The organism is Algimonas ampicilliniresistens, assembly GCF_030159955.1.
Taxonomy (GTDB): Bacteria; Pseudomonadota; Alphaproteobacteria; order Caulobacterales; family Maricaulaceae; genus Litorimonas; species Litorimonas ampicilliniresistens.
Genome location: NZ_BSNK01000001.1, coordinates 201,210 through 218,113, shown reverse-complemented (window position 1 = coordinate 218,113; position 16,904 = coordinate 201,210). Strand labels below are relative to the sequence as shown.

Below are 16,904 nucleotides of genomic sequence, written 5' to 3'. Positions count from 1 at the left end.
CCCCAATCTGCTAGCTGACTTTTTGTAGAATAAGAAGCTCTGCCGCAAAATCTTCGGTTGGTATCGTCAATGCGATACCGTGCTGCATCAGCCTATCCCCACCATAAACCGCGCCACCTTCAACCGCATAGTTCACATCCGGATCCAAGCCGCGCAATCGGGCTCTCCGTACTGGCAAATTCGGCGCGTTTAGCGTCTGGAATGCCACAACATAAACTATGCCTCCGTCATGGCTCGTTTGCTGCCAGATGGTTTCGTTGTCATCATGGCAAAGACGATCAAACCGCGCGCCGAGCATATGGCGCGCGGTCGCCTTGCAAAATCGAACATGTTTCGTCAGCGCGTCATCATGAGCCGCGATGTCGGATCCGTTCAGCGATACGCCACGCGCCGCACATACGACGCCCGCCAAGAAGCGCGCCCAGATAGAACTCATTCGTCCGTTCTGATGGTTGGGGGACGGCCCAATATACGCCGCCATGACATCGGTCGGAAATAGGTGAGACGCGCCATTGATAATGGCGAGACGCCCAATGGGATCGCACATATCGGACACCCAACCCTGTGCCATATAGCCGAGCATACCGAGGTCGAACCGGTTGCCACCCGATGCGCAGGTTTCGAATAAAATATCCGGATAGGCGGTCATCAAACGATCCAGCAAACCGTAGAGGCCAAGCATATATCGGTGTGCTTTCGCGCCCGATCCAACCTCAGTCATATTCCGGTTCATGTCCCACTTCACATAGCCGACCTGACCCGACGACAAGATCGCGTCCAGTTGTCCGTAAGTATGGTCGACGACCTCAGGCTTCGAAAAATCAAGCGTCATCTGGTTGCGACCCAGCGAGGGCGTTCGGCCCGGTACAGATATCGCCCAATCTGGATGAGCGCGGTAAAGGTCACTGTCAGGGCTGACCATTTCCGGTTCAAACCAAAGACCGAATTTCAGCCCTTTGGCCCGAACTTTTTCGGCCAACGCTGGAATACCCATCGGGAACCGGTCCGGGTCAGCTGTCCAATCTCCCAATGCGCGTCGATCATCCGTCCGGCCCTTGAACCAGCCATCATCAAGCACCAGCATCTCGACGCCGATCCCTGTCGCAACATCGGCGAGGTCGAGGACTTTATCTTCGTTTACATCGAAATAGGCCGCTTCCCATGTATTGAGATAAGTTGGTCGCGGGATATTGCGAAAACGTTCCGGTGAGACATGCGCCCGGACGAAGTCGTGCCAGACATGGCTGAGCCCCCCGAGTCCTTCACCCGAAAAGGCATGCAGGACTTCTGGTGTGGCGAAAATTTCGCCGGGCTCCAGCCCCCAATTGAAATCGAACGGGTTGAGCCCCGCCAGTAATCGCACGCGCCCAAACTCGCCTCGTTCCGCGCTGATCGCGAAATTACCGGAATAGACGAGCGTCGTGCCCAAACAGTTCCCGTTTGTCTCGCTTGCGCCCGACTCCATCACCGCCAGGTACGGATTATGCGCATTGCTCGATGTGCCACGCATGCTTTCAATCGTGAAGCGCGCGGTCGTTAGCGACAGGCGTTCCGCATTAAATTCCCGCGCCCATGTGCCGTGAAAATGCTGCAAGTCGTAATGGCCGGGCGCAAGGTCGAGAGCGCTGGAGTGAACATGCCGCAGACTGATCGGCTCTGTCCCGACATTGCGGATCTCCACCCGGCGCGCAATCACGGCGTGGTCCGGCCAGATTGTGTAATGAAGATCGACTTCGACCTGCTGGACCGCGTCAGCGAGAGTCACAATCAAGGTCTTTGCGCCATTACCGCGCGATGACGGCATCCCGTCGAGCGTCGGTTTTCCGTCTTCAACTCGATACGACTTGTAGAGAAACGAAAAGACCGAATTATCGGCACCGACTGCGTGAAAGGCGGGTGATCCGAAATCACCGCGCCCATGCGTTGGATATTCCTGCGGCAGCTCATTCAACGTCAGCGCGGGACTGTCTTCAAACATCACGGTGCAATGGCGTAATGGGCATGACGGCGACTGCGGCGCGGCGATAGACGCCCCGAAATAGAGCTGTTCCAACAATCCTTCAGCGCTCACCTGCATGGCATAGGTGATCGCTGCATTACGCAGCATGAAGGTCAGCTCATCTGAAACATCAATCAACTCCATTCGGGTCAGTTATCCGACTTTATGGTCGGTCCCAAATGGTCATTAGTCCCAGAATGAATTAGAGGTCCGCCATGGATAATGCCTCGCCCATCGCGACTATCGCCGGACGACCGATCTACCGCCGGGTCTTCACCAAAGCGGATGGGCGTCCGCTGCATCTTTACGGCTATAAACCGCATGATGAGCCACCCCTGCCGGAGACGGGCGGCGAGGTTGCCAAGGGCGGAGAACTACGGTGGCACCCGCTCCGCCGTGAGTGGAATGTCTATGCGCCGCATCGCCAGAACCGAACGTTCAAACCTTCTGCGGCGGATGATCCGTTAGCCCCGTCCAAACGCGGCGGACCCGATACGGAAATACCCTTCACCAACTTTGAACTGGCCGTGTTTGAGAATAAATTCACCAGCCTCCATCGCGACGCGCCCGCCCCACAGAGTGTAGTTGGTATGGAAAGTGCCGTCGCCAAAGGTCATTGCGACGTGGTCGTCTACACGCCGGAGCATAGCGGAAACCTGCACACGGTCGGCCAAGATAAACGCCGCCTGCTGCTCGGGGCTTGGAATGACCGATATGTCGATCTGTTCGCGCAGGGTTGCAAATTCGTTCTGCCGTTTGAGTCGCGCGGCGATGCCGTCGGCGTGACGCTGCATCACCCACATGGGCAAATTTATGCCTTCCCCTTTGTGCCGCAAGTCCAGCGTCAGGCGGCTGAGGGCTTTCAAGCCGGCTATGATTTAGCGGCTCATATGCGAGACGGGTTGGAGACTTATAAGGTGACTGAGGCAGGCGGCATTGACGCAGTCTGTCCACCCTTTACCCGCTTTCCCTATGAGACATGGCTGGTCCCGCGCCGCCCAGTCATAGGCCCGTGGCAGTTCACAGAAGACGAAGCCGACGGGTTCGCGCACCTGCTGGGCGATATGACCCGCCGATATGACACCCTGTTCGGGCAGACGACGCCATATATGCTCTCGCTGCACGCCGCGCCGATTGGACTGGAACAGGATTGGCAGTTCTGCGCCCAATTTTATCCGCTCATGCGGGCGCCGGGACGGATCAAATATCTCGCCTCAGTTGAGCAATCGACGGGTGCATTCACGGTCGATGTGATGCCGGAGCGCGCGGCGCAGGCGTTGCGCGCCCTGTGACTCAAGCCATGATCGAAGATCCGTTCAAACACACCTTCGGGCACGCGCCCGACGTGTCCGGCTTCACACCAGGTCGGGTCAATCTGATCGGCGAACATACGGACTATAATGGCGGCAGAGTGTTGCCGACGGCCTTGCGTCTCGGCGTCACTCTGGCCCTGTCTGCGCGGGATGATGGGCGGGTTCGTATCCAATCGGATAAATTCGACGATCTGGCCGAACGTAGCATTGACGATCCGGCACAGGATCACTGGTCCGACTATATCGTTGGGGCCTTGCAATTCACGCGACATGAGGGGTTCGGCCCAAACGGGGCGGATGTGAGAGTCACAACCACGCTGCCCTTTGGGGCGGGTATATCGTCCTCCGCTGCAGTGACTGTCGGCACGTTGCGCGCGGCACGCGATCTGAGCAGCAGCGGGCAGTCAGCAACAGATCTCGCCATACTCGCGAGGCGGGTAGAGAATGACTTTATCGGCATGCCGTGCGGGATTATGGACCAAATGGCGGTTGCAATCTCGCGGCCCGGTCAAGCCTTGGCATTGGATACGAAAACCCTCGATTTTAACGTGATCGACCTCCCTAATACGCATCATATGGCGGTCATCCATTCCGGTATTTTTCGGCAGCTCAATGAGGGACGTTACAAGGTTCGGAAAGAAGAGTGCGATGCGCTCAAAGCCGCGCTCGGCCATGATGACTTGTGCCTGATGACCGAGGCTGAGTTCGCCTCCATCCAACATGTGGATGCTCATCTTATCCGGCGCGCACGGCATTGTATGAGCGAGCATCGCCGCACTGTTAAGGCCGCGAAGGCCTTGCGTGATCAGCGAATGGAGGACTTTGGAGCACTGATGAACCAAAGCCATCTCTCCATGCGCGATGACTTTGAAATCTCTGTGGAGCCTGTCGACGCACTCGTCGATGATGCCCAAACGTTCGGCGCAACCGGCGCTCGCCTTACAGGCGGCGGGTTCGGCGGTTGCATCGTCGCCTGCGTCGAAACCGACCGACTTGATGAGTGGCGTGACCGATTGCTGGTCGCCCATCCCAACGCATTCTGGGTTTGCTGAAGGACCGCCTTATGTACGACCTCACCGGACAGGACATTCTCGTCGTTGGCGGCGCAGGCTATATTGGCAGCCATGTCTGCAAGATGATCGCGGAAAATGGCGGACGCCCGATCACGCTCGACAATCTCTCCAGTGGTCACAAACATGCGGTGCAATGGGGACCGATAGAGACGGTTGATCTGCGCGACCGCCCGGCCCTTGATGCGGCGTTCGCGCGCTGGCCCGACCTATCGGCTGTCATCCACCTCGCCAGTTCAATCGAAGTCGGGATCGGCGAACGCATGCCGGCAGAGTTCTACAGCAATAATGTGATCGGTGCGCTCAACCTGCTCGACGCGATGCGCGCCGCAAACGTCGCCAAACTGATCTTTTCGTCCACCTGCGCGACCTATGGCGAGACTGAGAAAATGCCGATCGAGGAGCGTGATCCGCAGCTGCCCGTGTCCGTTTATGGCAAAACCAAGCTCGCGATTGAGCACATGATTCAGAGTTATCATAAGGCGTATGACCTCGCCTATGTCACGCTTCGCTATTTCAATGCATCCGGCGCGGATGCGAGCGGCCTTATCGGTGAAGAGCATGATCCAGAAACCCATCTCATCCCGCTCGCCATGCAAGCGGCCATGGGTCAGCGAGGTCCGCTAACGTTATTCGGCACAGATTACGACACAGCTGACGGCACTTGTGTGCGGGACTATATCCATGTCAGCGACATTGCCCGCGCACATGTTCTAGCCTTGGAAAAGATGGCTGGCGGATTGAGCCGGGCCGAGGTCAATATCGGCACGGGCAACGGGATCAGCAATCTGGAGATTCTGGAAACCATCGGACGCGTCACCGGTCAGGCTGTCCCTTATGAGAATGGGCCGCGCCGGAGAGGCGATCTATCGCGGCTTTATGCGGATAAAGGCCACGCCAAAGCCGTGCTCGGTTTCGAGCCCATCCACTCAGACATTGAGACCATTATCCGTTCGGCTTGGGCCTTTCACGCCCGACGCTAGATCGGACGCGCTAGTCCAGATCGAGCGCGTAACGCACGGCGTCGTGAACGAAGCTCTGCTCTACAACACCAGACACAACAAAGGCACGCGGGCCCTTGGCGTAAATGGCGACATCTTCGCCCGCATGAGTTTCACCGCGCATCGGAACTGTTGCCTGCTGCCGATAATCGGGAGCAGTAACGTCCTCATCGGTCAGCTGCGGACGTGGGCCTGAGACAGCCCCCGGACCATTAGCATAACCGAGCGTTGTGTAAGGCGCGTCGTCGCTGGCTAACACGATCTCTCCTGTCGGTTCGCCGCTGCCATCATTGCCAGAAACAAGACCCAAGATCGGATTACCGCGCGTTGGATAGCCCGCGATGGTGAAGACGTGTGAGTGGTCCGCCGTGACCATGATGGTCGTATCCGAATCTGATGTCATCGCATCAGCAACCGCGACGGCTTCGGCAAAAGCGACTGTATCCGACAGAGCATTAAAGGCGTTGCCGCCATGATGGGCGTGGTCGATGCGGCCGCCTTCTACCATCAGTACGAAACCGTCGCCACTCGCGGAGAGCAGCTCAATCGCGCTCGCCGTTAATTCGGCGATGGTCGGTTGAAGTTCGGGGCCTGTCTGAACAGCCGAGAAATCAAGATGGCTAGAATCGAATAGGCCGAGCACCCGCTCGTCTTGGCCTGGCTGCAATGCTTTAAAACCTGCAGTATCGAAGACGACCTTGCCGTCCGGGTTTTTCATCTGCCATGCTTCAATCAAGCTGATCCCATCTGTCCGGCGGCCCATTGTATCAGGCAGGTCAGGCTCGGGATCCGTATCGCGCAAGAAAGCTCTGCGTCCGCCGCCCAGTGCCACATCGATGATGTTCTCCTCTACGAATTGTGTTGCGATATCCCGACATCCACCTGCCTTGGCATCATCAGACAATTCACCGTCATATTCCCAATTACGCTCTGACGAATGGGCATAAGCCGCCGCGGGTGTTGCATGGGTCAGACGCGCGGTCGAAATAAGACCCAGTTTCATCCCCTCATCCGCGGCATCATCCCAGAACGTTCTCAGCGATCCGGCTTCGACAGCAGCGCAGTCGCCGCGCTGCACATCCGGCCCAACACCCAGAACCCCAGCGCGCGTTTTTACGCCTGTATACATAGCAGTCGCTGTACCGGCAGAATCTGGCACTTGCTGGTTGGTGTTGTAGGTCTTGGACAGGGCTGTGTAGGGAAAGCTCTCCCATGACAATTCGTGATCCTCGCCCGGCCCACCCTGTTGTTGGCCTTCGAAAATACGCGCCGCCGTCACGGTGGAAATTCCCATCCCATCGCCGATGAATAAGATCAGGTTCTTGGCCGGTGTTCGCACGGGTTCCGCCGCAATCTTCGCCGCCAGCACCGGATTGTCTGCGGTGTATTGATCGTCTGCTTTCATCGTCGCAGCCGTGGTCGTGCAAGCCCCGAGAAATAGCGCTGTTGTCAGCAACAGACTTTTGTGTGCCATGTGAGTCATATCCATTATCCTACTCTTACGCTTCAATCACGCCAGGTTTGCCGTTTTCGACGACCCAAGTCCCGCGCGTGGTCGCGCCTGCGTTGGGATCATAAACATTGTTCATGGATCGAAGCGTCGCTGCCCAGCGATCCTTAGTCACATCCATGAACGTATGGCCGCGTTGCCGATCATCAAAGAATTTAATGTGTGGGTTATCGGGCAGCATGCGTGAGAAGCGACCATAAGCGTAGCTGTGCGCGGTGATCGATGTGGTCACGAATTCCGATCCGACGACCGGTGAATTTTCATCATTAAAGCGCGGCTTCAGATCGGTGACCCACCAGCTATGCATGTCCCCGCCCAATGAGATGAAGTTCTGCGGTTTACGGCGCTCGACCATGTCAAGAATACGTTCCCGCGTTGGTGCGTAGCCATCCCAACCATCGCTCCAAGCGCCAGGATTACCGTCGCGGTCCGTCTGATTGAGGCGCGCAAACAAAGTCGGCTGCGCCAACACTTCCCACGTCGCGCCAGAACGGCCGATCCCCCGGAGCAGATCCCGTTCCTGCTGCATACCGAGCATAGAGCGATTTGGATCATAAAGCTCATCGCAATTGACTAGCGACGCGCCGCCATCTTCCGGCGTCTGACAGGCTTGGTCGTCGCGATATTGGCGCGCATCCGTCAGAGCGATGGAAAGTAGATCGCCATATTGGAAATTATCGTGAAAATGCATGTCGGGTCCACGTGGGCGCGACCGCAAGCGAACGGGCATATGTTCGTAATAGGCCTGATAGGCGGCAGCGCGGCGCGCGCGCACTTCGGCGGGCGGCATATAATTTTCATCGTTGAACCCCGCATAATCGTTCACGACTTCATGATCGTCCCAGATCATCAACCACGGCACGCGGCGGTGCGCGTCTTGAAGGAAGGGATCGAGTTTATATTGAGCGTGAAGACGACGATAATCGCTCAGATCCATGGCCTCAACTTCGGCCTGACGGCGGACCTGCGGACCCCAGCTCGCCTCATAAATATAATCACCCATATGCAGGATGAAATCGGGGTCCATCTCGATTAGGTCGGTGTAGGCGTTGAAGAAGCCTTGCTCGTAATGTTGGCAGGTCACAACGCCGAACCGTGCGCGGTCCGTCGGCGCGAGATAGGTCGGAGCCGTGCGCGTCATCCCTGTCGGGCTCTTCTGCCCATCCGCAATGAAGCGGTAGAAATACTGGCGAGCAGGTTTTAGCCCGGACACTTCGACGTGCACACTATGGGCCCAATCCGCCGTGGCCCGTGTGCGACCGCGTTGCACCACTTTGGCAAACAACTCATCATCGGCCACTTCCCAATCCACATCGATTGAGCCCGGCAAAGGATTATCAAGACCGAGCGGATCTGGCACAATCCGTGTCCAGAGGACGACGCCGTCCGACAGGGGGTCGCCGCTAGCAACGCCGAGCGGAAACAGCGTGTCTTCACCCAATTTACCAAGTCCAGAATTGAGCTTCACTGGTGCGGCCAAACCCGTGGACGCGGCGGTTGTCTGACAGGCGACGAGGCCGGCGGTCCCAGCGAGCGATGACAGAAGCGTACGGCGATCAAAGGTCATATCGGGAATCCTGCGAAGTTCACCATGGGGCTAACAAAAAGGCCCGCCTTGGGAAAGGCGGGCCTCATAATTTAAGTGTCTAACGAAAGACCATCCTAGAAGTCGTAAGATGCACCAAAACGGATTTCGTATGCTGAAGCGTCGAAGCTCGTTGAGAATGGTTGCCCTTGGGCCAGCGTGAGCGGGAAGCTTGGCTGGCGCAAAACGCCCCATTCATCATTCAACAGGTTCGTGAGGTTATCAATAACCATGAAGATTTGTGCCCGATCGTCAGCCCGCAGACCTGGCAAGTCCTGAGAGATTTTCAGATCAACTTTGGTCCATGATGGGCCTGTACGACCGTTCCGCTCTTCACCCGGAAGCAAGACTCCGCCGCCGTCCAAGAACGGTGTGAAGTTGTAATAGCTGTTCGGATTACGATCCACCAAACTATAAGGCGTACCGGAGCTCGACTGGAAGTATGCGAAGATATTCGTATCGTAATCTTTCCAGAAGTCCTTGGTGTAGGACACAGATCCAGTGAAACGATGCTTCGTGTTGTAGTTAGATGTGGCCAGAACCTGTTCTTGCGGATCAGTATAGGCCCGGTTGTTGTAGTTCGAGAAAGCGACAGAGCTAGTCATCGGCTGAACATCTTCAGCGTCCGAATAGGCATAACCTAATGTCGCAGACCAACCATTATCCCAATCTTTGGATATGCCCAGAGATGCGACAAAGGCTTGGTTTCCAAGATCGCTATTTGTCAGAACAAACGTATCCATCAACGGGCTACTATAAGTGGGAACAGTTACGCCATTAACAGTTTGAGTGCCGGTTGGAACCAGATCGCCGCGTTGAACGATCGCCGTGTCCTTGCCATCTGACCACAACACATCAGCTTGGATCGTCCACAGACCACCGAAAATAGACTCACCCGTATCAAAGTCCGGTGAGAAGGTAGCTCCGATTGAGTATTTCCACTCAGACGGAATTTTGAAGTTCGGGTCCAGATAGTTCAGCTCGAAGTTAGATCCAACACCACTTCCAACAGCATCATAGACAACGTCCGGAATAGCGTAGCCGGCGAAGTTTGGCACACCTTCTTCAGCGCCTGAATAGGTCTGCGCGAACAAATCAATTGGATTTGGTTGACCCCCGCGACCAGCGCGCGCCAAGGCGCCAACCTGATCGATGTTGTTGGCCGAATAATTGTTCGACAACCAAACATTTGGGTTACCGCCGGAATAACGGCCTACGCCTGCACGAACTTGAAGGCTAGGCGTTGCGTCCCAAACGGCTGCGAGGCGTGGCTGAATGAGATCTTCTCCGTCCAGGGTTTGAGAGTTGGAGAAGCCATAATCGGCGACAAAGTCCGGGTTCTCAGTCGGCAGATCCGACGTCGTGTACCAGTCGTATCGCAGACCAGCGATAACTGATAGATTATCGAGAAGCTGGAACTCATCCTGGCCATAAAGTGAGTATTGTGCGTAGCCCCAGTCTGCAGCAGCATCGTCCGGGTTCTGAGAGGGTGCATTGTTGTAATAAATGCGATCAACCAAACCATTTTCAAAGTTGTCGATACCCCTAAAACGCAGCTCCGTTTCAGTGTGCTGAACAAACAGGTTGAAAACATCCAGATCGCGACGTTCTGCACCAAACAAGAAAGAGTGATCTCCCATGTCGTAGTTGGCACGGAATACCAGATCGAGCTTCTGATAATCTAGCTTATTAGACTGGCGGCTATCGTCACCACCCAGGTAAACCGTCACATCGCCCGTATCGATCTGAATTTCGCCAAAGTCGTTTCCGCCGACTGAACGGACGTCATTTTTGAAGTCTAGATAGCTCGCCAAAAACTCTGTCGAGAAATTGTCGGTCCAGTCTGAGTAAAGAGAACCCGCGAATGAGTGAATGCGGGAGCCACGATTGTACAAGTGGTTAGAAAATTCGAACTCGTCACTGTCACCATCGGACCGAACAGTGTTGAAGCCGTCATTATAGTTATACGTTAAGGCCGCGCGATGCTGATCACTGATGTTCCAGTCAAGCTTCACGAGAATTTTCTCGTCGGCGTTATCAAAACTTTCAGGCGTTGTCCCCGGGTCGTACTGATAGACTGTATTGGAAATGGCAGAGATACGATCAAGTTCAGCTTGGCTGATCTGGAAAGCTCCATTCCCGACAGTCTCTTGAAGATTGAATGTGTTAGCGCCCTCTAGCTTTTCGTAGGCGACGCTGAAGAAAAGCTTGTCTTTGATGATCGGGCCACGGACATTAATACCATATCGAATTTCATCGAATGGGTTGAAGGCTGTATCCACACCATCAACTTTCCCGCCGCGCAGGCTTTCATTTGTATAGTCGATGAAAGCCCCGCCGTGGAATTCATTTCCGCCGGATTTAGTGACTGAGTTTATGTTACAGGCTGTGAAACCGCCATATTTGACATCAAAAGGTGCGATTTCCACAGAAACCTGTTCGATGGCGTCGAACGGGAATGGCATGCGCTCTGTAGGGTAACCGTTAGAGTTCAGACCAAAAGCATCGTCCATTGAGATACCGTCAAGCGTGATAGAGTTGAAGCGTGAGCTTTGGCCGACACACTGGACAGAGTTGATATCGCCACGGCTCTCATCGATGAAAACACGGGGGTCGAGACGAATAATATCTGCAATGTTCCGGTTGATAGCGGGCGCATTCTCGATCGTCGTAATCCCGAAAGATACATTTGGGCCTGTTGCCAAATCTGCAACAACTTGGCGCTGGCCGACGACGATGATTTCATCTTCAAAATTTTCGGATGCCAGAGCGAAAGTTAGTAGCGACTCATCACCGAGAGAAAGACGAATGCCTTCTACACGCTGTCCACGAAGGTTCGCGGCGGTCACTTCAACATTGTAGGCGCCTGTGACGGACAGGTTGCGAACGGCAAAGCCGCCATCACCATCAGTCGTAACAGTCCGAGCGAAGCCTGTTTCCGTATTAACGAGGCTGATGTTTGCATTGGCGACTGGCGCGCCGGCTTCGGTTTGAACGAAACCGCGAATAGTGGAGGTTGTGACCTGAGCTTGAGCAAGGGTCGGAATGAGAGCAGCGGCGGCAATCGTGCTCGTGCCGAGCAGGAAGGCGGCGCCGATAGAAAGGCGTTTTGACATTGGAGACACTCCGGAAAGTCTGTCGATGTGAGGTATATTGCGCTGTAACCGGGACGTTCCCGGCAACTTTGCGCGCCCCCTAGCAATGGTTTTAGACAGTTATGTGACAGTACTGCAATGTTCCGAGGAAACCTCAGCTCTGTGTCATTTGAGACACAGCACGCACTTTCCTTTCGCGGCATTCGAGTTATTGAAGCGGCATGACAGACCTTATGGACAAGACTCTGAAGATTGCAGAGCTGGATTTCTCACAGTTTACTGCGGATCGCGCCAAATTTGGGCGGGATCTCGTCGCGGGAATGCGAGAGACGGGCTTCATCGTGATTCGCAATCATACGATCCCACAGACCGACATTGAGGCGGTAGAATCGGCGAGCCGCGACTTTTTTGCGCAGCCTGTTGGAGCTAAAACTCAATATGCGATGCCGGATAGTCATTTCCAACGCGGTTATTCTCCGTTCGGTACCGAATCGGCTAAGGATCAGGATGCACCTGATCTGAAGGAGTTCTGGCATGTTGGTCGTGACACCATCCCCGGCATTCCGGGAACGCCCGATGTTGCAGGCCTGCCGCACTTTGATCGCTCATCCCACGATCTGTTCAATGCCATGGACGACTTTGCGCGGACCTTGATGATTTCCATCGGCGAGACCTTGGATATGACACCGGAGCGGATGAGCGCCGCACTCGATAATGGCAATTCGATTCTCCGCCTTCTTCATTACCCACCCATGCCCGAAGGCGCAGGGTCTGCTGTGCGGGCTGCGGAACATGAGGATATCAATCTGCTGACATTGCTGTTGGGCGCTGAAGAAGCTGGCCTTCAAGTCAAGCACCGCTCAGGTGTCTGGCTATCGATTGATGCGCCGCTGGGCTCGCTGGTGGTCAATGCCGGCGATATGCTCGACCGACTTACAGGCGGCGTCATCCCGTCAACCACACATAGGGTGGTCAATCCAACACGAGAGCGCGCGCCGCATTCGCGCTATTCCATGCCGTTCTTCCTACACCCGGCGAACGACTTCCTACTCGAAGCTCTACCGACCTGTCTTGAGATGGGCGGCAAGGCCAAAACGCCAGTTACGGCGCGAGTTTATCTGGACGAGCGACTGCGCGAAATCGGACTCGCCAAAGCCTAAGCAGCGAAGCGGGCTTAAAGGCCCACCAGAATCCCCGCCAAGGCCGCGCTCATCAGATTGGCAAGGCTGGCCGCGAACACGGCTTTCAAACCCATCCGCGCGATTTCTGGCTTCCGGTCCGGAATGATTGTGCCGAGTCCACCAAGCAAAATCCCGATCGAAGCGAAGTTCGCGAAGCCGCAGAGGGCGAATGTCAGGATCGTAACCGATTATGGCGACAGCTGATCCTGAACGTCGATCAGTGACAAATAGGCGATAAATTCATTGAGCACGACCTTCTCGCCGAAGATAGCGCCGCCAATCCGTGCCTCTTCCCACGGAATACCAATGGCCCACATGACGGGCGAAAACAGCCAACCCAATATGTACTGAATCGACAACTCATCAAACCCGACCAGCCCCCCGGCCCAACCCAATAAACCATTCACCAAAGCGATCAGCGAGATGAAGGCGATCAGCATGGCCGCGACAGCGATGGCAATCTGTACGCCCGTTTGAGCCCCGTTCGCGGCAGCAAGAAACACATTATTATATTCCCTGGACGGTTCCGGAGCTTCAATACGCGTGACCGGATCGTCGACGTCCGTATGGGGGCTTGGCATAATGATCTTGGCCATCATGAGTCCCGCAGGGGCGCTCATAAAGGCAGCAGCGATGAGGAAGTCGGCCCGGATGCCCATTTCCACATAACCCGCCATGACTGACCCGGCGATAGAGGCCAAGCCCGAGACCATGATGGTGAACAACTCGAACTTGGAAATATTCTTCAAATAGGGCTTGAGCGACAGCGGAGCCTCAGCCTGACCGACGAAAATGTTCGCTACTGTATTGAGGCTCTCAATAGGACGCGTCCCCGTGACCCACTGCATGAACCGTCCACCCCAGCGGACGATGAACGGCATAATCTTGAGATAATACAACACTTCCATCAGCGCGGCGAAAAAGATGATGACAGGCAAGACCCGCACGAAGAAAATGAATCCTAGATTGGATGGGTCGCCCAGCGGCCCGAACATAAAGGAGATACCATCGTTGGAATAATCGAGCAGAGTTTGGAAGCCCCCGGCCAAGGCCCCGAGCGCGGTCTTTCCAACCGGCACGAATAAGACCAGCACGGCAATGGCGACCTGAAGGCCAAAACTCGCCAACACAATGCGCGGTGAGATGGAGCGGCGGTCAGACGAAAAGGCGACGGCAATCGCAAACAATACGGCAATGCCGACAAGCCCGAAGGCAGGATGGTTCATGGATCGATCCCCTCGCGCCCGGACGCGTCACGCATACTAACGCCGGATTCCCGCTCCATGCCGGACCCGTCATATCGGAACGACCTAGCCTGTCTTTTCCAGAAGCGCTAGAACCTGTCTCACCGCACTGTCGGGGTCGCTGACAATATACTCGGCATCCAGAATCAGATCAGCATGCTGGGCTGACGGTTTCACGAATTGCTCATGCGCGGGGAAAACTTGTTCAGCCAGCTGTCGACGGACGAACTCCAATTCGCGGCCTCGCTCCTCCACATCGCGACGTTCACGCCTCGATCGGCGCAGGGCTTCGTGACAGCGAACATAGACGCAAACGTCAGCCAACTCGACCAATTGCGGTTGGCTCAGCACCAATGTCCCATCGACAATCAAGGTGTCGCCTGTCGGGATAAGACGCTCAGACCCGGCGCGCAGAGACACACTAAAGTCATAGAGCGGAATGTCGGCCACTTTCTGAGCGCGGAGTCGCGTCAACGCTGTTTCCATTTCCGCCCAATCGATTGCGTAAGGCTGATCAAAATCGAAATCATGACGATCCTCTGCACTGCCGGAGGGACGATCATGGTAGAAGGAGTCTTGCGCCAGAATCGTTGCATCGGGAATCGACTTCATAATGCGGCGCGTCAGCCACGTCTTTCCAGAGGCGCTACCGCCGGAAATCAGGAGTGTCTTCATGACGGATGGTCCCAAGCCGTGCCGATCAATTGGCGCCCCCACTTAATCGGCCAAATGGCGCTAGGCTAGAGCCGAGTCCAGCCGCCCTGCTATCGGAGTGGCCAATGCTCCAGACCCACGGGCCACGACTGTCAGGGCTGGCTGAATGTCATCATCTGCAACCGCGCGGAACAATGGCGAGCCACGCCGGCGGCTTTCCGGTCGCCGCGATCATCATATAAGACAGCAAGCCTATCATAGGCAGAGCCAAGACCCGCGCTGGCGGCTCGTTCAAGTTTCAGTATGGCCTCTGTCTTCAGACCTGCCTCTAAATCCTGCTGCGCTAGAAAATAGAGACCAACCGGATCGCCCTGCAGACCGCGTTCGCGCAATTCTTGCCGGGTTTTGGTCCGGTAAAAAGTTCTGTCCACGATGAACGGGAAAGCCACGCTGCATATCGAAACATTTAGCGTGTCCGTGGGAGCATTATAGACGGCGGTGCCTGGCAAAATCGCCGCGATCAGAATGAACCCTTTGAGATGTCCTGACAAAGCGATCACGCTACACGTTCGATCAACTCAATGATCGTTCGATCTTTTCCTGCATATCCCGCCATTGCCGCCTCCTCCTGCGCCGACTTTTGGGTAGAGGGGCGAAGGGGCAGCGTTCAAATGACAATAAGTGTTAGGTTAGGCGAGGCTGGCACCTAACGGGATTTGTCATGAAATAAGGCCGGTTTGTTAGACTATGAGACCTAATAGTCTCAGTTCGTCACGAACAGATAGGTCGCGGTTTGATCCGACACATTGGAAATCCGGATCCGATATTTCGAGGTCCAAAGTGGCAGGAAGCGACAACTCTTCGCCCGATCGCCAACAACGCCGTCACAGACAGGCGCATCGTCCGTGCCGTCCTGAGCAATTTGCCATTCCAGGGTCGAGTTATTCATAGATTTCAGCGTCATTTCAGCAGGTTCTGCCGCATAGAAAATATCTTCAATGATATCTTGCTCTCCAGGCGCCAGCGTGTGGCGGCGATAGGCTGGCCCTTTAATGCGTCCTCGAAAGGGAATGGATTGCCGGTCGTTTTCGGGAGTCAGGTCATGGGCCATAAGAACCCAGCTTTTGGCCAAATCTTCTGTGCCACCAATCGGCGACGCCCCCAACAGCTGCAGTTTCTGAGACACATCAAACAGTTTGGACGCATCCTGATCCGCCAAAGCCGCCTCGCCCGCTTCAACCAGCGCGATAATGCGCGCGTGATGATCAGGGATGGTCGTCTCAATATGTTTGGCGGCGACACTGGTCGTGACGTCAGCGTGGGTCGCCTGCACAGATCTATCAGCCGCTTCGCACGCGCAGAGCAGCAACGCCGACATCAAAACTGGGAAAAAACCAACGCGCATGGTGTGCGACCTCCGATTACAAAATTGGAAGAGCGCGCGAACTCTGTAAAGACTATTTTTCAAACAAACACGAAGCAGGTGTCGATCCGATCAGGGAACGGAACATGACGGATACATCCATCCTCCTCATTGAGGACGAACCGGACATTGCAAATTATATTCAGCAGGTTCTGCGTGCCGAAGGCTGGACGGTAACCCTTCACGCCCAGACTAAGGAGGGGCTGCATGCGGCCAAAGCCAATCCCTATGATGTTTTTATCTTCGACCGCATGCTCCCTGACGGTGAAGGTTTGGAGATGGTCGAGAATTTGCGGGCCAATGGAATTGAAACCCCGGTGCTGATGCTAACGGCGCTCGGAAATTCCGAAAACAAGGTGGAGGGCTATCAGCGAGGCGCGGATGATTACCTCGCCAAACCGTTTGAGCCAGCCGAACTCGTGGCGCGCATCTCTGCGCTCCTGCGCCGCTCACGCGGACACGTTCGAACCGATCTTCGTATGATTGATGATCTGGAAATTCATGACAAGGCGCGCACCGCGCACCGCGCTGGCCAGCATCTCAAATTGAGCCCTAAAGAATTCGACCTTCTGATCTATTTTGCCGATAATGCCGACGCGCTTATCACGCGTGATATGTTGCTTCGCGATGTTTGGAATATGAGCTTCGATCCCGGCACCAACGTCGTCGATGTGAATATTGGCCGGCTACGACGAAAACTCGACGGCGATCACAAGACGCCCTTGCTGCGAACCGTGCGCGGCCTTGGCTACACATTCGGTCCTGAATAATTTTTCCCCCGCGCGCATATCGCCGATCTGTCTTCTCTCGTCTCACCGCCGAGTTGATC

Annotated in this window: 12 protein-coding genes and 1 pseudogene; 5 read left to right on the top strand and 8 right to left on the bottom strand. The window is 55.5% G+C overall.

The genetic code is table 11. The features are described from left to right. Positions 1 to 10 precede the first annotated feature (10 nt). The gene (locus QQL54_RS01115; protein WP_284386670.1) at positions 11 to 2,143 is read right to left on the bottom strand and encodes an alpha-galactosidase; all 2,133 of its coding nucleotides are present in this window, start codon (positions 2,141 to 2,143) and stop codon (positions 11 to 13) included. A 71-nt stretch (positions 2,144 to 2,214) separates the two neighbouring features. Between QQL54_RS01115 and galT the strand changes: the two genes are divergently transcribed. Genes galT through galE form a run of 3 tightly spaced genes read left to right on the top strand, consistent with a single transcriptional unit; the run spans position 2,215 to position 5,365 of the window. Beyond that, positions 2,215 to 3,291, top strand: a complete 1,077-nt coding sequence (gene galT / locus QQL54_RS01110; RefSeq protein WP_284386669.1) for a galactose-1-phosphate uridylyltransferase — start codon at positions 2,215 to 2,217, stop codon at positions 3,289 to 3,291. Positions 3,292 to 3,299: 8 nt separating this feature from the next. Then, a complete protein-coding gene (galK, locus tag QQL54_RS01105; RefSeq protein ID WP_284386668.1) occupies positions 3,300 to 4,364 on the top strand; it encodes a galactokinase in 1,065 nt (354 codons plus the stop codon). An 11-nt stretch (positions 4,365 to 4,375) separates the two neighbouring features. Next, complete coding sequence (gene galE, locus QQL54_RS01100; protein WP_284386667.1) at positions 4,376 to 5,365, top strand: UDP-glucose 4-epimerase GalE; 990 nt, start codon at positions 4,376 to 4,378, stop codon at positions 5,363 to 5,365. Positions 5,366 to 5,375: 10 nt separating this feature from the next. On the opposite strand, the gene QQL54_RS01095 is transcribed toward galE, so the two are convergent. The 3 genes from QQL54_RS01095 to QQL54_RS01085 form a co-directional block, all read right to left on the bottom strand. Beyond that, positions 5,376 to 6,872: an alkaline phosphatase gene (locus tag QQL54_RS01095; RefSeq protein WP_284386666.1), complete on the bottom strand. Its 1,497-nt coding sequence runs from the start codon at positions 6,870 to 6,872 to the stop codon at positions 5,376 to 5,378. A gap of 10 nt (positions 6,873 to 6,882) precedes the next feature. Continuing rightward, complete coding sequence (locus QQL54_RS01090) at positions 6,883 to 8,460, bottom strand: alkaline phosphatase D family protein (protein WP_284386665.1); 1,578 nt, start codon at positions 8,458 to 8,460, stop codon at positions 6,883 to 6,885. A gap of 95 nt (positions 8,461 to 8,555) precedes the next feature. Further along, positions 8,556 to 11,594, bottom strand: a complete 3,039-nt coding sequence (locus tag QQL54_RS01085) for a TonB-dependent receptor (RefSeq protein WP_284386664.1) — start codon at positions 11,592 to 11,594, stop codon at positions 8,556 to 8,558. Between the two features lie 200 nt (positions 11,595 to 11,794). On the opposite strand from QQL54_RS01085, the gene QQL54_RS01080 reads away from it, so the two are divergent. Beyond that, a complete protein-coding gene (locus QQL54_RS01080) occupies positions 11,795 to 12,733 on the top strand; it encodes an isopenicillin N synthase family dioxygenase (protein WP_284386663.1) in 939 nt (312 codons plus the stop codon). Between the two features lie 14 nt (positions 12,734 to 12,747). Here the strand turns inward: QQL54_RS01080 and QQL54_RS01075 are convergent. The 4 genes and pseudogenes from QQL54_RS01075 to QQL54_RS01060 all read right to left on the bottom strand — a co-directional run bounded on the left by QQL54_RS01075 (position 12,748) and on the right by QQL54_RS01060 (position 16,057). Then, positions 12,748 to 13,980, bottom strand: a pseudogene (locus QQL54_RS01075) (NupC/NupG family nucleoside CNT transporter). An 84-nt stretch (positions 13,981 to 14,064) separates the two neighbouring features. After that, positions 14,065 to 14,673 (bottom strand): uridine kinase family protein, encoded by a 609-nt coding sequence (locus tag QQL54_RS01070; protein WP_284386662.1) that lies wholly within the window; start codon positions 14,671 to 14,673, stop codon positions 14,065 to 14,067. 131 nt (positions 14,674 to 14,804) lie between these two features. Then, on the bottom strand, positions 14,805 to 15,212 hold the full coding sequence (locus tag QQL54_RS01065; protein ID WP_284386661.1) for a hypothetical protein: 408 nt from the start codon (positions 15,210 to 15,212) through the stop codon (positions 14,805 to 14,807). Between the two features lie 203 nt (positions 15,213 to 15,415). Continuing rightward, complete coding sequence (locus QQL54_RS01060) at positions 15,416 to 16,057, bottom strand: hypothetical protein (RefSeq protein WP_284386660.1); 642 nt, start codon at positions 16,055 to 16,057, stop codon at positions 15,416 to 15,418. Positions 16,058 to 16,161: 104 nt separating this feature from the next. Between QQL54_RS01060 and QQL54_RS01055 the strand changes: the two genes are divergently transcribed. Beyond that, positions 16,162 to 16,845: a response regulator transcription factor gene (locus QQL54_RS01055; protein ID WP_284386659.1), complete on the top strand. Its 684-nt coding sequence runs from the start codon at positions 16,162 to 16,164 to the stop codon at positions 16,843 to 16,845. Positions 16,846 to 16,904: the final 59 nt, after the last annotated feature.

Coding starts and splice junctions, on each gene's coding strand:
- QQL54_RS01115 (WP_284386670.1), bottom strand. CDS start 2,143: ATGGAGTTGATTGATGTTTCAGATGAGCTGACCTTCATGCTGCGTAAT.
- galT (WP_284386669.1), top strand. CDS start 2,215: ATGGATAATGCCTCGCCCATCGCGACTATCGCCGGACGACCGATCTAC.
- galK (WP_284386668.1), top strand. CDS start 3,300: ATGATCGAAGATCCGTTCAAACACACCTTCGGGCACGCGCCCGACGTG.
- galE (WP_284386667.1), top strand. CDS start 4,376: ATGTACGACCTCACCGGACAGGACATTCTCGTCGTTGGCGGCGCAGGC.
- QQL54_RS01095 (WP_284386666.1), bottom strand. CDS start 6,872: ATGGATATGACTCACATGGCACACAAAAGTCTGTTGCTGACAACAGCG.
- QQL54_RS01090 (WP_284386665.1), bottom strand. CDS start 8,460: ATGACCTTTGATCGCCGTACGCTTCTGTCATCGCTCGCTGGGACCGCC.
- QQL54_RS01085 (WP_284386664.1), bottom strand. CDS start 11,594: ATGTCAAAACGCCTTTCTATCGGCGCCGCCTTCCTGCTCGGCACGAGC.
- QQL54_RS01080 (WP_284386663.1), top strand. CDS start 11,795: ATGACAGACCTTATGGACAAGACTCTGAAGATTGCAGAGCTGGATTTC.
- QQL54_RS01070 (WP_284386662.1), bottom strand. CDS start 14,673: ATGAAGACACTCCTGATTTCCGGCGGTAGCGCCTCTGGAAAGACGTGG.
- QQL54_RS01060 (WP_284386660.1), bottom strand. CDS start 16,057: ATGCGCGTTGGTTTTTTCCCAGTTTTGATGTCGGCGTTGCTGCTCTGC.
- QQL54_RS01055 (WP_284386659.1), top strand. CDS start 16,162: ATGACGGATACATCCATCCTCCTCATTGAGGACGAACCGGACATTGCA.